This is a genomic window from Mycobacterium sp. UM_CSW, from assembly GCF_000455205.1.
Classification (GTDB): domain Bacteria; phylum Actinomycetota; class Actinomycetes; order Mycobacteriales; family Mycobacteriaceae; genus Mycobacterium.
On the sequence record NZ_AUWQ01000019.1, the window covers coordinates 12,509 to 26,241 of the forward strand.

General features: G+C 67.6%; 14 protein-coding genes. 7 read left to right on the forward strand and 7 right to left on the reverse strand.

The genetic code is table 11. The features are described from left to right. Positions 1 to 275 precede the first annotated feature (275 nt). The gene (locus N415_RS08510) at positions 276 to 1,505 is read left to right on the forward strand and encodes an NAD(P)/FAD-dependent oxidoreductase (RefSeq protein ID WP_255342516.1); all 1,230 of its coding nucleotides are present in this window, start codon (positions 276 to 278) and stop codon (positions 1,503 to 1,505) included. 108 nt (positions 1,506 to 1,613) lie between these two features. After that, positions 1,614 to 3,005 (forward strand): cytochrome P450, encoded by a 1,392-nt coding sequence (locus N415_RS08515; protein ID WP_081665130.1) that lies wholly within the window; start codon positions 1,614 to 1,616, stop codon positions 3,003 to 3,005. Here N415_RS08515 and N415_RS08520 read toward each other — a convergent pair. Genes N415_RS08520 through N415_RS08530 form a run of 3 tightly spaced genes read right to left on the reverse strand, consistent with a single transcriptional unit; the run spans position 2,956 to position 4,762 of the window. Beyond that, positions 2,956 to 3,696 carry a DUF427 domain-containing protein gene (locus N415_RS08520; protein ID WP_068179734.1) on the reverse strand — a complete coding sequence of 247 codons (741 nt, stop codon included), beginning with the start codon at positions 3,694 to 3,696 and terminating at the stop codon, positions 2,956 to 2,958. The two genes, N415_RS08515 and N415_RS08520, sit on opposite strands and share 50 nt — an antisense overlap. A 23-nt stretch (positions 3,697 to 3,719) precedes the next feature. Beyond that, positions 3,720 to 3,995 carry a DUF6295 family protein gene (locus N415_RS08525; protein WP_068104395.1) on the reverse strand — a complete coding sequence of 92 codons (276 nt, stop codon included), beginning with the start codon at positions 3,993 to 3,995 and terminating at the stop codon, positions 3,720 to 3,722. 11 nt (positions 3,996 to 4,006) lie between these two features. Next, a complete protein-coding gene (locus N415_RS08530; protein WP_068179544.1) occupies positions 4,007 to 4,762 on the reverse strand; it encodes a dienelactone hydrolase family protein in 756 nt (251 codons plus the stop codon). A gap of 191 nt (positions 4,763 to 4,953) precedes the next feature. Here N415_RS08530 and N415_RS08535 point away from each other — a divergent pair, with 191 nt between their 5' ends. Next, complete coding sequence (locus tag N415_RS08535) at positions 4,954 to 5,646, forward strand: response regulator transcription factor (RefSeq protein WP_231985198.1); 693 nt, start codon at positions 4,954 to 4,956, stop codon at positions 5,644 to 5,646. Between the two features lie 2 nt (positions 5,647 to 5,648). Here N415_RS08535 and N415_RS08540 read toward each other — a convergent pair whose 3' ends face one another. Continuing rightward, a complete protein-coding gene (locus tag N415_RS08540) occupies positions 5,649 to 6,257 on the reverse strand; it encodes a sigma-70 family RNA polymerase sigma factor (protein WP_068179546.1) in 609 nt (202 codons plus the stop codon). A 249-nt stretch (positions 6,258 to 6,506) separates the two neighbouring features. Between N415_RS08540 and N415_RS08545 the strand changes: the two genes are divergently transcribed. Together N415_RS08545 and N415_RS08550 are read left to right on the forward strand one after the other, a co-directional pair. Continuing rightward, positions 6,507 to 6,890: a response regulator gene (locus tag N415_RS08545; protein WP_239645472.1), complete on the forward strand. Its 384-nt coding sequence runs from the start codon at positions 6,507 to 6,509 to the stop codon at positions 6,888 to 6,890. Between the two features lie 157 nt (positions 6,891 to 7,047). Then, the gene (locus tag N415_RS08550) at positions 7,048 to 8,241 is read left to right on the forward strand and encodes a trypsin-like peptidase domain-containing protein (RefSeq protein WP_068179550.1); all 1,194 of its coding nucleotides are present in this window, start codon (positions 7,048 to 7,050) and stop codon (positions 8,239 to 8,241) included. Between the two features lie 38 nt (positions 8,242 to 8,279). Here N415_RS08550 and N415_RS08555 read toward each other — a convergent pair whose 3' ends face one another. Together N415_RS08555 and N415_RS08560 are read right to left on the reverse strand one after the other, a co-directional pair. Beyond that, complete coding sequence (locus N415_RS08555) at positions 8,280 to 9,830, reverse strand: GAF domain-containing protein (RefSeq protein WP_081665131.1); 1,551 nt, start codon at positions 9,828 to 9,830, stop codon at positions 8,280 to 8,282. 294 nt (positions 9,831 to 10,124) lie between these two features. Then, positions 10,125 to 10,718 (reverse strand): carboxymuconolactone decarboxylase, encoded by a 594-nt coding sequence (locus N415_RS08560; protein ID WP_068179553.1) that lies wholly within the window; start codon positions 10,716 to 10,718, stop codon positions 10,125 to 10,127. A 330-nt stretch (positions 10,719 to 11,048) separates the two neighbouring features. Here N415_RS08560 and N415_RS08565 point away from each other — a divergent pair, with 330 nt between their 5' ends. Beyond that, a complete protein-coding gene (locus N415_RS08565) occupies positions 11,049 to 11,348 on the forward strand; it encodes a PE family protein (protein WP_068179558.1) in 300 nt (99 codons plus the stop codon). Between the two features lie 15 nt (positions 11,349 to 11,363). Next, positions 11,364 to 12,494, forward strand: coding sequence for a PPE family protein (locus N415_RS08570; protein ID WP_068179560.1), 1,131 nt, complete (start codon positions 11,364 to 11,366; stop codon positions 12,492 to 12,494). Between the two features lie 646 nt (positions 12,495 to 13,140). Here the strand turns inward: N415_RS08570 and N415_RS08580 are convergent. After that, positions 13,141 to 13,731 (reverse strand): hypothetical protein, encoded by a 591-nt coding sequence (locus N415_RS08580; RefSeq protein WP_068179564.1) that lies wholly within the window; start codon positions 13,729 to 13,731, stop codon positions 13,141 to 13,143. Positions 13,732 to 13,733: the final 2 nt, after the last annotated feature.

Here is a 13,733-nt window from a genome sequence, read left to right on the forward strand (position 1 = left end):
GGCGTGTGTTCAATTGTTTAAATCCTGATTTCAAGTGCCCTTGCCGTGGCGGCCCCTTGGGGCGTCGCCCGCGTGGGATGTTAGCTGGCCGTTGCACCACGACCGACACGGCGGGGCACGCGTCGCACGCGGGAATCTCCTTGAGCACCAAGTAATTTCACATGAGTGCAATAGGCCGCCAAGTGACGCCCTGCTGAACCAATTGTGCCGCAACATCGTCGGAGTTATATAGGCCGGTTCATTCAGGCCCACCAGGGGCCGCATGCTGGACGTCGGTGGACAGGGAAGCTATGCAACGGGATTCGCGGCGCAGCGGTGCGGCGGGCGCGCTAAAGCTTGTCAGGACCGAAACATTGGAGCGCGGCGTCGCCGTCGTCGGCGCAGGCGCCGCTGGGGTCTCGATGGCCCTCAGCCTGCGCGACCGTGGAGTGCGTCCACTGCTGATCGACCGCGCCGATGCGGTGGCCTCGTCCTGGCGGGGGCGCTACGACAGGCTGAAACTCAATACGTGCAAGCAGTTTTCGCATCTGCCCGGCCGGCCGTATCCCAAGGACACGCCGGTCTTTCCGACCCGCGATCAAGTTGTCGACCACCTCGAAAGGCACGCCCGCGACGACGGGATCGAGTTGCGGCTGGGCACGGAGGTCTGCCGGATCGACCGCGACGGCGACGGCTGGTTGTTGCGGAGCACCTCTGGCGACATCGCCTGCCGCCAGGTGGTCATGGCGACCGGATACGAGCACACGCCACTGACGCCCGCCTGGCCCGGCCTCGACGGCTTCGAGGGCCGCGTGCTGCATTCGTCGGCATACCGCAACCCCGTCCCCTACCGCGACGAGCGCGTTCTGGTGGTCGGGGCGGGTTCATCGGCGCTGGAGATCGTCCATGACGTGGCCACCGGTGGGGCGCGGGAGGCGTGGCTGGCGGTGCGTACGGCACCGAACATCATGCTTCGCTCGTTGCCGGGCGGGCTGCCCTCGGACCTGATCGCGACGCCGCTTTTCCGCGCGCCCGTTCGGCTCGCCGATGCGTTGGCGACGCTGGGACGCCGGTTGAGCATTCCAGATCTCGCCGCTTACGGACTGCCGACACCCACCGAGGGCGTGTTCGCCCGGGGGATCAGGCTGGGCCGCGCACCCGCGATCGTCGACAGGGACGTGATCGACGCGATCCGCGACGGTTCGTTCGAGGTGGTCCCGACCATCGAGCGATTCGACGGCCGCGGTGTCCGGTTGGTCGACGGGCGCCGCCTGGAACCGGACACGGTCATCTGCGCGACCGGCTACCGGCGCGGGCTGGAACCCGTCGTAGGTCACCTCGGGGTGCTCGACGAGCGCGGCCTGCCCGTGGCCACGGGCGCAACACCGGCCGCGGCGGGTCTGCGGTTCATCGGCTTCCAATCTCGCCCGGGGCTGCTCGGCTACGTCGCCAGGCAGTCCAGAGGCATCGCCCGACGCATCGCCGCGGAACTCGAAACCGCCGCGCCGTCGCGCCATCCGCGATAACGTTGGCTAACGTGCGATATTCGTATTATGGCTATTTCCAGTATTATTCAACATATGAGCAAAATATTTCGTTGAACTAATCAATGGTCCGGCTCGTGTCAAGTAGGTATGACGCAATTACAGACGGCGGCCGGGCCGCCCGCGCGAACGGATTTGCCCGAGGCGCGCATACACCGGTTGCGCGACTGGGCGCGGTCGCTGCGCGTCGGGCTAGACCCCGAGCGTTACTTTCGTCGCTGCGCCGATCGCCGCGACCCGTTTGTGGTGGTGTTCCCGGGCCTCGGTCCCGTGCACTTCGTCGCTACCGCGCAGGGCGCTCGGCAGCTTTTGACCACGCCACGCGAGACCCTGTGCGCGCCGACGCCCAATCCGATCGAGCCGATCGTGGGGCCGGATTCGGTGATCTTGACCTCCGGCGAGCACCATCGCAGGCAGCGCCGCCTGTTGTCGCCGGCGTTCCACGGCGCCCAGTTGCGCCGGCGTGCGGACGCGATCGCCGGGGCGGTGCTTGCCGAGGTGGAGTCGTGGCGCCCCGGTGACCGGGTGGCGCTGCACCGCACCACCCAGGCGATCACGCTGCGCATCATCGTCGAGACGGTGCTGGGCGTGGACCACGAGCGCATCGATGAGTACACCGGCGTGGTGTCCGCGCTGATGAACGCGAACACCGCATCGCTGCTGTTGGTGCCGGCCCTGCGCAGAAGCTTCGCCGGCCTGGGCCCGTGGGCCCGGCTGGTGCGCCTGCGCGCGGAATTCCAGCGCATGCTCACCGGCCAGATGAACCATGGCCGCAGCTGCCCCGGCGATGATGCGGTGTTGGGCAACCTGTTGCGCGAAAACGACCACTCGCGACTGGGTCTCGACGACGACGACCTCCAGCAACAGCTGCGGACCATGGTGATCGCCGGCCACGACACCACGGCCGCGGCGCTGGCGTGGGCGCTGTACCACATTCACCGCGACACTGGCGTCCGCGCGCGACTCGTCGACGAGCTTGCCGCCGGACCCGCGCCGCACGAGATGCCCGAACTGCCCTATCTGTCCGCGGTCATCAAGGAGACGCTGCGGATGCACCCCGCGGTGCCGATCGTGTTGCGCAAGCTCATCGAGCCGCAATCCATCGGCTCGGTGCGTTATCGCGCTGGTGACATCGTCGGGATCGCGCTGCCCGCAATACATTTCAGCGCCGACCTGTGGGACGACCCCTACCGATTCGATCCCGATCGATTTCTCGTCGACAACCCGACACCGTTCGAGTACCTGCCCTTCGGCGGCGGGCACCGGCGCTGCCTGGGGGCGGCCTTCGCCAGCCATGAAATGGCCGTCGCGGTGGGCACCATCATGCGCTCGGCGGAGCTGACCATGCCGCGGCGAGAACGCCGCAGGCATCCCCCACGTTCGGTGCCGCGCGGCATCGCCGTCGTCCCGCGGCGCGACGTCAAGCTCGTGGTCAGCCGAACTGCGTCTGCGGCCGGGGCAACGCGACGCCGTCGACGGTGATGTCGACCTTCTCGTTGTAGAAGGCCACCAGGCCGGCGATCTGGTAGACCGCCGGCAGCGGGTAGTGATACGTCCACGCGAGATCCGGATGCGCGGTATCGCCCGCCCGCACCGACCAATAGCCTGATGTCACGCCCTTGTACGGGCAGAGCGTCTGCGTCGGGCTGGGTTCAAGGTGCTCGAACGCGACGTCGGTCGGGTCGATGTAATACCTTGTGGGCAAGCCGGTTTCGAACAGCAGCACCGGGGATCCGGTGTCGGCGAGAGTGATTCCGTCCAGCTCTACGCGGACATGGCGGTGCGAGCGCAGAGCGTCGACCCGCGAATACGGATTGCGCGGGTGGCCGTAGATCGGCTCGTCTTCCTCGAACCACCGCAACGGATCCCACTCGAATCGCACGGTGCCCGCCACCGGGCCGTCGCCGTCGTCGAACACCCGCGCCGCCGACGGATGGGTCTGGTCCTTGCCGACCAGCGAGTACAGCCGAGACGGACCGAGCTGCACCTTCTGCGGGTGGTCCTCGTCGCGCAGGAACTCCGTACGGACATCCACCAGCGGCACGTAATACGCTGGGTAGTAAGGCAATTCCCACACATAGCGGGCCGCGGTGGTGTCGAAGACCAGGTCGTGGCCGAGATAGCCGCGGACCCGGCGCGGCGCGGGCTCGATGCGCCCGCGGGTGGCGGCCATCTGCGGGTAGTCCCGCTCGGGGCTCACGGCTGGTCCTTCGAGGCCAGCCCGGCCGGCGCATTCGCGATCGCTTTGTGGATGGCGTCGGCCAGCGCGAGGGCGCTCTCCTCGGTGAGTTCGAGCGCGACGCGCGCCGCGGGGCCCAGCTCCGGGTTGATCACGTCGATGTTGACCGTGTGGCCGTAGGGCGCGTGGACGGGATGGTCGACGTACACCGTGGCGCGGCTCGCGCCGAACCAGCCGCTCTTTCCCTTGCCGCTGCCGTCGATCCGCACGTGTTCGGTGAGGTATGTGCACATGGGCTGGACGCCTAGCCTTTCAGGTGGGTGGCGAAGAATTCGTCGATGCGCCGCCAGCCGTCGACGGCGGCCTCCGGCCGGTACGCCGGCCGGTCGACGGAGAAGAATGAATGGCCCGCACCCTCGTAGGAGTGAAACTCGTGGGGCTTGTCGAACTTGGTCAGCTCGGCGTCCAGGGTGGCCACGGCGGGCGGCGCCGGGAACCTGTCGTCGGCCCCGAACAGCCCAAGGAGCGGGCAGCTCAGCTTCGGCGCCAGGTGCAGGATCGGCTGCATGGCCTTGGGCATGCCCTCCGGTAGGTCCTCCACGATGAACGCGCCGTAGCAGTCCACCGCGGCGTCGAACGGCAGCGAGCACGCCGCCAGGTATGCGTGCCGCCCGCCCGAGCAGTGCCCGATGACGCCGAACTTCCCGTTGGCGCCCGGCAAGGATCGCAGGTGCTCGACCGCGCCGGCGACGTCGCCGACCAGACGCTCGTCGGGCACCCCGCCGGCGGCCCGCACCGTCGCGGCGGCATCGTCGGGCGCGGCGCCCGGCGCCTCGCGCGAATACAGGTTGGGGGCGACGGCGTGATAGCCGCTGACCGCGAGCCGCCGCACGAACTCCTTGGTTTCCCGGTCGTAGCCGGGCATGTGGTGGATCCACACGATGCCGCCGCGCGACCCTTCGGCCAGTGGCGACGCACGGTAGGCCTCGATCTCGTCGCCGCCGTGGCCGGTGATGGTGATGGTTTCCGCACGGATCGCGTCCGGGCTGGGTGCGTTCATCGCAACTCCTCGAGGGGCTGGCTCCGACGGAACCCAACGTAGCCGAGTCGCGCCATGGCAGAGCCGACCCCGTCCTGACTACGCGGAATGTCAGGCGTCGCCACCCGCCTCCATGGCCCGCGTAATTGCTGGAAAACGGACAAAGCAAGGGGCAAGATGGTTCCTCAGCGGCGATGCGGAAGGACACTGCATTGACAACGGAAACAAGCGCCGCCGAGGCGGGCAGCGAGCCGGCCCCGCTGCGCGCGGTAGTGGCCGACGACGAAACCCTGCTTCGGGAGGGACTCGCCAGCCTGCTGGACCGCTCCGGATTCAGTGTCGTCGGTCAGGTGGGCAACGCGGTCGAGCTGCTGGCGCTGGTGCGCAACACCACTCCTGACGTGGTGGTGGTGGACATCCGGATGCCGCCCACGCACACGACGGAAGGTCTCGAGGCCGCACGGGTGATCCACGAGGAACTCCCCGACACCGGGATCCTGGTGCTGTCGGCGCATGTGGATGTGGAGCACGCGATGGAGTTGCTCGCCAGCGGTCGCGGCATCGGCTATCTGCTCAAGAGCCGCGTCACCGATGTCGCCGACTTTGTCGACACCTTGCAGCGGATCGCCAAAGGCGCTTCGGTGGTCGACCCCGCGGTGGTGCAGGAGCTGGTGTCCGGGCGGCGCCGAGACGATCCGCTGTCGGCGTTGTCCCCGCGCGAGTTGGAGGTGCTGGAGCTGATGGCCGAGGGCCGCTCCAACGCCGGCATTGCCCGACGGCTCTGGGTGACGGAGGGCACGGTGGAAAAGCACGTCCGCAGCATCCTCACCAAACTCGGGCTGCCGGAAACCGACGACGACCACCGTCGCGTCCGCGCGGTCATCACATTTCTCGACTCACGCTGACGTTACGCCGTTTGCACCAGTTCCCTTGACGCGTGGCGGACTTGGCCGTGGCGCGACTGACCGAGCATCCCGCGCAGCCGCCGCCGTCCCCGATGCAGTCGGGACACAACTGTGCCGACCGGTGCGTTCATCATCTCGGCAATCTCCTTGCATGGCATGCCCTGCACATCCGCGTAGTACACCGTGGCGCGGAACTGCTCGGGCAGGGCACGCATCGCAGCGATGACGTCCTGATCGCCGAAGCGCTTGAGGGCCTGATCTTCCGCCGAGGGCAGACCCGTGCCCGAGTGTGCGGCGCTCGTTAGGTAGTGGATATCCGTAATTCCCTCGGGCAGATGCTGCACCGGCCGGCGTTGCGCCTTGCGGCAGTTGCTGATGTGGGTGTTGGCCAGGATGCGATACAGCCAGGCCGAGATGTTGCTCTCCGGCCGGAAGGAGTCAAAGGCCGCGAAGGCCTTCGCCATCGTGTCCTGGACGAGATCCTCCGCGTCGGCGTGGTGCCGGGTCATCCGCAGCGCATGCCGGTGCAGGTCGCCGAGCAGGGGCGTGACTTGGCTTTCGAACCCGGCCCCGGGCTCTGCATGGGCAGTCAATTCCGCTGGCAGGGTCATGGTGCGCCTTTCGTGTCGCGGGCTGAACGGCGCCTTATCGGCTCCACGCCTTACGATTGCCGTTGTGCCGACCCGCGTCTGCACCGCTGGCAACCGTAGGGGGTTGCCGTCAGCCGCAGTCCAGGCATTACCGGTAGCCGGTAGCAATTGGCCGACTCACGACGCCGTCCCGGCGAAACCTTCCCGAACCGCCATAGATTTCCTGCTAGCCTCCATGCGATCTGGCCGCGGCTATCCCACACTGGACTGGTGGTGACTGCTGGCGCGCGAACGCGTTGCGTGATTGTCGATGACAATCGCGACTTCCTCGATGCCGCGACGCGGTTGCTCGAGCACCAGGGAATCGACGTGGTCGCCGTGGCAAACTCCTCCGCGGAAGGGCTCAAATGTGTCGAGGACCTTCGGCCCGACGTGACGCTCGTCGATATCGATCTGGGCGAGGAGAGCGGTTTCGAGGTCGTCGAGCTACTGCACAGCAATGGGTTTGGCTTCGAGGTGCCGACCATCCTGATCTCCACACACGCCGAAGAGGATTTCTCTGAGCTGGTCGCGGCCAGTCCGGCCTTGGCTTTCATTCCCAAGGCGGCCCTGTCAGGTGCCGCGATCCGCGACGTCCTGGGGCTTGCCGGCTAGTTACCCGCTAGCGCGGTAGCGGAATGGACGGTGGCGGTAACGACAGCCGCGCTCTCAGCCGCGATCCTGGACATGAGCGGTTCCAGCGCGCACAGCGCCGAACCGATGTCGTTGCGCCCCATGGCCTTCGACGTATTCGAGGTGAGGACAAGGACTCATGTCTGTTGATGACGGCTGCTACTGCCTGTTGCCGCCGTCCGGCCGACACTCGTCGCACCGGGTGCCCCGGCGCCGGAAGCGGTTGGTGCGCGGCGGGTTGTTGCTGCTGCGTGGAGCGGAGGTCGCGTTGTTTGTCGCGACGATCTTCGCCGCCGTCGCGTTGCTTGCCCACCCGCCCGCGGTCGGCAGGTCGTCAGTAGATTCCAGTTTCGCGTTGGCTTTGCCTAATTCCGGGCCTAATTCCGGCGCGTTCTCTGTCCAGGAGGTGGCCGCGAAGGTGTTGCCCAGCGTGGTGACGCTGAAATTCAATGACGGCAACCGCTCTCAGCTCGGTTCAGGCGTGATCCTCACCGCCGACGGGCTGATCATGACCAATAACCACGTCGTGGCACCGATGAGCGGTGGCCGTCGGCCGCCGGCGGACACCGAGGTGACCCTCAGCGACGGCCGCACCGCGGCGTTCGACCTGATCGCCACCGACCCGAGGAGCGACATTGCGATCGGGCGGGCTCGGGACGTGTCCGGCCTCACCCCGATCTCGGTCGGCTCGTCGGCGGAGCTGCGTGTCGGTCAGCCCGTCGCGGCGGTGGGGTCTCCACTGGGGCTGCGCGGCACCGTCACCGCGGGCATCGTCAGCGCGCTGAATCGGTTGGTAAGTCCCGCGATTGACCCGGGCGGGCCGCTGAGCGCGTATTACGCCATCCAAACCGACGCGGCGATCAATCCGGGTAATTCCGGTGGTGCACTCGTCGACATGAATGGCGCGCTGGTCGGCATCAACGCCGCCGAGGCGGTGCTGCCCGCCGCGGAGGGTGCGGGCAGCACAGCACACGGATCGATCGGTCTCAACTATGCGATTCCCGTCGACCACGCCGCACGCATCGCCGCCGAACTGGCCACGACCGGCCAGGCATCGCATGGCTGGCTGGGCGTGCAAGCCACCGGCGACGCCGGTGTCCTCGGCGCCAAGATCACCGGGGTGGACGCCGGAAGCCCCGGTGCGGCGGCCGGATTGACGGTCGGCGCTGTCGTCACCAAGGTCGATGACCAGATCATCGACAGCGGAGCCACCTTGGTGGCGGCCGTGCAATCCAGGGAACCCGGGGCCTCGGTCGCGCTCGCGTTCGTGCACAGTTCGGGTCTGCCGATGACGGCGCGGGTCACCCTCGGCACCGACCAGGGTCGGCAGTAGCGAGCTGCATCGAGACTGTGAACTGACGCGCTGGCCGTTCAGACCGGCACGCAAGGGATTTCGGCCGCGAGCGTAGTGCCCTCGCTGTGGCCGCTGGCGACATCCAACCGACCGCCCAGCGCCTCCGCCCGGTCCCTGAGCCCGATCAGCCCGGATCCCCGCGGATCGGCGCCACCGATGCCGTCGTCAGATATCCACAGGCGCACCCGCCCGTCATCGGCCTCCACGGCGACAATGACACGGGACGCGTGCGCGTGTTTGGCGGCGTTTGTGAGCGCCTCCGCGACAACGTAATACACCGCCACCTCGACGGTTTTGGGCAATCGCCGCGGGACGTCGACGCGCAGCTCGACGGGCATGGCGAAACGGCGGCACAGGGCACGCAGCGCGGGGCCCAGGCCGGCATTGGACAGCACGGCCGGATGGATGCCGCGGGAGAGCTGACGTAGTTCCTCGCTCGCCGCCGCGACTTCGTCGGCGAGTTCGACGATCTCGTGGTGCAGCCGGCCGTCGGGGGGCAGGGAGGCCTGCAGGGCCTGAAGGCGCAGCCGCAACGTGACGAGGCGCTGCTGCGCACCGTCGTGCAGGTTGCGTTCGATGCGACGCCTGGCCTCGTCACCGGCGGCGACGATGCGGGCCCGTGAAGCCATCAGCTCATCGCGCGCCTGTGCATTGGCGATCGCGGTCGCGACCAGCTCGGCGAAATCCGCCAGCTGCTCCTCGGTATGGGGCGGGTGCGGGTCGGGTCCCGAGGAGGCGATGACAGCCGCGCCCCAGAGCCGGCCGTCCACCTCGATGGGGGCGCCCACCGCCGAACGAATGCCCACGCCGCGGACCACGGCGGCGATCGGGCCGGCCGCATGCTCGTGGCTGTCCATCCGGGCGGTCGTGCCGCTCTGAAACACCATCGCCGCGACGTTGTCGCCGTCGAGCGGGAACACCCCGCCGACCGGGATCTTGTCCAAATGGGCCTTGTCGTGGGCGGCGACCAGCTCACACGAGCCGTTCCCCAAGTAGCGGACCAACACGCAGTTCTGCACCCGCAACGCGCGGGCGACCTCTTCGGCGACCGCGGTGAAGACCTCGGCCGGCGAAACACCGCGGGCGACGAGCGTCGCCACCCGGCGCAGGGACGTCTGGCGTTGCGCCAATTGGCTGACCTGATTCGCCGCCCGTCGGGTTTCCGCCGTGCGTAGCCGGGCCCGGCCCGCCAGCACATTCGTCAGGATGCCGAGGGGCAGAAAAACCGCGAGCGGGAGAAGCTGCGCCGGGTGCGACGGCAGCGCGCCGAGGCCGGCGTCGAGGTGGATCTGCAGGTATACCACCGCGCTGACCAGCGTCGTCAACACCGCCAGACCGATGTTCCAGAACGACGAGATGACCAGGACGCCAAAGAGATACAGCGCGCCCAAGGTGCTGTGGGGTGCAACCGCGGAAAGCAGCCGGACCATGATGGTTTCGGCGACGATCAAGGTGGCGGCAACGATTATCCCGAGCCATGGTGGACTACTCGGCGCCACCGACGACCGCCCGTGGCGGCGTTTGGCTCCGGGCCGGAAGGGAATCGTCGACCATTCGTTGGATGTCATCGCACGCACGGCTCGATCGGTAGTGCGTCCAGCCGACGGCGCCGGCGCACAGGCGATCACGGCTTCTCTGGCTTACGCGTGAACTGGGCGACGGTGCTGCCGTGTTGCGGTGACTGGCGCGATTCCACAACAAAACTCCATCCCGCCGACTTCGGCAGTGGCGGCGCTTGATTGTTTCGGGGGGCGCCTCAATCCAGTGTCGCCAAGGGTCAGCCGCTTCACATCGCTGCTGGCTTCAACCGCGCATACCGGCTAGCGGGTAGGGCGTCCGAACCACCGCCGCACGCCGAGCGCTTAGCCGGGCGCGGGTATCTCGAAGGCGTTGAGGATCGCGCACACGGTGTGGTAGATGCCGGTCAGGACGGCGGCCTCCATCACCCCTGCCGGGCCAAGCGTCGCCTCCGCCGCACGATATAGCGTGTCGTCGAGGCGGTGCTCGACCGACAGTGCGCGGGCGACAAGGTGGGCAACGGCCTCGTCCTTGGTCAGATCGTCCGGAAGTCCGCCGTCGGCCAGTGTGCGCACCGCCTTATCGGGGAGCCCGGCCTGCCCGGCGACCGCGCAATGCGCATACAGCTCATAGGGGGCCCGCCATACCGCGCCGACCGACAGGATGATGACCTCCCTGCAGCGTTTGCTCAGCGAGGTGTTCGTCTGCTCGGTCACCGCGAGTTGCACGAAGGCTGACGAGATGGCCGGGGTCAGCAGCGCTGGGTTGAAGGGACCGATCAGCCGGCCCGCATCGGTGCGCGCCCGGAACTTTGCGGCCTCCGCCCATGGCACCGCAACATTCGTGAGCCAGTCGAAGAGCTCCCGCTGGGCCGGATCGAGCGCCGCACGCTCGTACAGCCGAAGACGACCGCCCAGCCCGCCGCCATCAACCGCCATGAGTCCTCCTACGTTTGGGCCTGGCCTGTCACGAACCACCTGCCTTAAGCATGCCGCCATCAAACCCTGATGTCGTTACCGCTAACCGGAATCGACCCGCCAGGACAGCCCATCTCGCAATGAACCACGCTGCGCCGCAGCGACGGTCGCAAAGGAGCGGCTGGCGAGCCGGTCAAAGTAATTACAGCTAGCCAGAAGTCAAAGGGGACGCTAGCGCGGACGACAGCTGCGCCGGCCTCGGCAATGCTACGAGTTGAGCTTGGCTGCCGAGATGCTCGCATGTCCCGTGCCAGTGAACCAAGTCACCAAATCCGGATCGGGAGAACAAAAATGTCGTTCGTCACCACACGGCCCGAAGCGCTGACCGCCACCGCGGGACAGCTGGCGGCAATCGGGTCGGCGATGACTGCTTCGAATTCTGCTGTGGCACAATCCGTAACCGGTCTGGTTCCGGCTGCCGCCGACGAGGTGTCGGCACTGACCGCGGCCGCGTTCACCGCGCACGGCGTTTTGTATAAGGAGATCGGCGCGCAGGCCGTGGCCATGCATCAACTGTTCGTGGCCACCTTGCAGAACTCCGCCGGCTCCTATGCAGCCACCGACGCCGCCAATGCGGCCAGCGCCCGCTGAGAGCCGGTCGGACACATGGACTTCGGAGCACTACCGCCGGAAATCAACAGCGGCAGAATTTATTCCGGCCCCGGACCGGAGTCGATGTTGGCCGCCGCGACCGCTTGGGAAAAGCTGGCCGCGGACCTGTACTCGACGGCCTCCTCGTACGCCGCGGTGGTGTCCGGACTGACCTCCGACGGCTGGCAGGGCCCGGCATCGGCCTCGATGGCGGCCGCGGCGGAGACCTACGTGACCTGGTTGGGTACCACGGCATCGCAGGCTGGGCAGGCGGCAAATCAGGCGCACGCCGCCGCGGCGGCGTTCGAGGCGGCGTTCGCGGCCATGGTGCCACCGCCGCTCATCGCCGCCAACCGCGCGCAGTTGGCAACGCTGGTTGAGACGAACTTCTTGGGCATCAATACCGCGACCATCATGGCGACCGAGGCCCAGTATGCCGAGATGTGGGCTCAGGACGCCGCCGCCATGTACTCGTATGCCGGGTCTTCGGCCGCCGCGGCGACGCTCACGCCGTTCACCGCGCCGCCCCAAAACACCAACCCGGCCGGTGTGGGCACGCAAAGCGCCGCGGTCAGCAATTCCACCGGGTCGACCCTGCCGTCGATCGACACGATCGTCCAGCTGATCGCCGACGACATCAACAACGCGCTGGCGCCCGACCACATCAACTCCGGAATCAGCGCGTTCGCGACGATCCCCTCGATCATCTTGGCGGCGGCCTCCTTGTTTTCGAGTTCCGGCACTAGCGCCGCCGACTCAACGGCGGCGGCATTGACCGACGTGAGCACCGGGCTCGGCCAGGTGGCGAGCACCCTCGGATCGGTGGGCTCCGCCTTCGGCCCGGTCCAGCTGGGCGGATCGGTGTCCGCCGAGATGGGTCGGGCGGCCGGTTTGGGCGCGCTGTCGGTCCCACAGAGCTGGGGCACGCTCACTTCCGCGGCGTCCGGCTCGCCGAAAGCGTTGCCAGTCAATCTCGTCAGCGAAACCGACCTCGGGGAGATGGCCCCGCCGGTCAGCCTGGCGGGCGCCCCGGCGACCCTGGCGGCCGGAGGGGCCGCCCGGGGCAGGTCGATCGCGCCCGACGGAACGACCGTGCGGTCGTTGATGCGGCCCACCGTGCTTCCGCGTCAAAGGTATATCGGATAGCGCGACAGCACGCCCGCGCCAAGCGCCTCCGACGACGTTGGGCCACCGGCTATTTCGGCGCGTCCGCGCTGCGACCAGTACCCATGGCGGCGGCCGTCACACGTGCGGACTGGGCGCGCCGGTCATCGCCGCGGGAATCCCGTGTGCCGCTCGACGACAGTGCGACTGTCATGCAGGGCCCACGCGAGGGTGCTCAATAACAGCATTGCCAGCAATACGGTCAACATCGGCGATACCTGCCCTTCTCGGTCGTTCCCGTCCAGACCGGCCGCCGCGTCCGACGAGACTGTCCCACAAACGCTTTGGCCACCATCGCGGCGGGTTGCCGGGCGAAGGTAAACGCGCCGCCCGGCAGTTACCACTTCAGCATCGCCCGCGACGGCCGACATGTCGTCCCTGCTGGCCGCCGCAGCCACCCCCGGGTAGCTGTACATCGCCACGTCCGCACCCCGACACCTCGGCTTCGGCAATGGCGCGCACGCGTGTACCGGCCGGGCCCGGGGCCGGAGCGAGACGGTGGCCACGCTGCGGGCGCTGATCGACCGTGTCGACCGGTCCGCCTCAGTGGCCGTCCGACCCGGGTAGTCAACAACATCATCCGCCTGCAGCGATCGCTATCCGTCAGCCTCGAAGCGGCGTGACTAGGTCAGTTCAGCGGGAACTGCGCACTATTGAGGCTTTCGCGCAGCATGCGCCGGTAGCGTGACCACACCGGCACGTAGAGGCCGAGCTCCTTGCGGGCTGCCTGCACCACGTCCTGACGCCTGACCTTAACGTCCTCGTACGTCCTAAGGGCCGCTCGTTGCCCTTCGGGCATATTGTCCAGCCACATGTCGAGTCGCCCGGTCAAACCCTCGTCGGTTTCCACCTGCCTTACCCACTCCGCCAGCTGAACGGACTGCTGGTACGCGTAAGCGATGGCGAGATCTGCGGTCTTGAAGTTCCCGGTGAGCGCGAGCTCGCTGATCACCCGATCGATCGCTTCGGCCTTTTCAGCGAGGGCTTCCCTTCGGACGTCGGGCGGCAGCGCCTTGAGAATCTCCAGATCCCTGCCGATCCTGAGGGCTTCGGCGTAGAGCTGCTTCATCTCCTCGTAGTGGAAGCGCTTATGCTCTGACCTCCGGTCGAGCGAACCCGTACCGAACGCGATGATGCCCGCCAGGACGACGAAGGCGCCGCCCAGCAGGGTTCCCTGTCCCGGAGTTACGTTGTGCCAGAGGTCCATCCACCCGCTCACAT

Bases quoted from the DNA above. Each gene is read 5' to 3' on its own strand.
- N415_RS08515 (WP_081665130.1), top strand. From the start codon at position 1,614: ATGACGCAATTACAGACGGCGGCCGGGCCGCCCGCGCGAACGGATTTG.
- N415_RS08520 (WP_068179734.1), bottom strand. From the start codon at position 3,696: ATGGCCGCCACCCGCGGGCGCATCGAGCCCGCGCCGCGCCGGGTCCGC.
- N415_RS08525 (WP_068104395.1), bottom strand. From the start codon at position 3,995: ATGTGCACATACCTCACCGAACACGTGCGGATCGACGGCAGCGGCAAG.
- N415_RS08530 (WP_068179544.1), bottom strand. From the start codon at position 4,762: ATGAACGCACCCAGCCCGGACGCGATCCGTGCGGAAACCATCACCATC.
- N415_RS08540 (WP_068179546.1), bottom strand. From the start codon at position 6,257: ATGACCCTGCCAGCGGAATTGACTGCCCATGCAGAGCCCGGGGCCGGG.
- N415_RS08550 (WP_068179550.1), top strand. From the start codon at position 7,048: ATGTCTGTTGATGACGGCTGCTACTGCCTGTTGCCGCCGTCCGGCCGA.
- N415_RS08555 (WP_081665131.1), bottom strand. From the start codon at position 9,830: ATGACATCCAACGAATGGTCGACGATTCCCTTCCGGCCCGGAGCCAAA.
- N415_RS08560 (WP_068179553.1), bottom strand. From the start codon at position 10,718: ATGGCGGTTGATGGCGGCGGGCTGGGCGGTCGTCTTCGGCTGTACGAG.
- N415_RS08565 (WP_068179558.1), top strand. From the start codon at position 11,049: ATGTCGTTCGTCACCACACGGCCCGAAGCGCTGACCGCCACCGCGGGA.
- N415_RS08570 (WP_068179560.1), top strand. From the start codon at position 11,364: ATGGACTTCGGAGCACTACCGCCGGAAATCAACAGCGGCAGAATTTAT.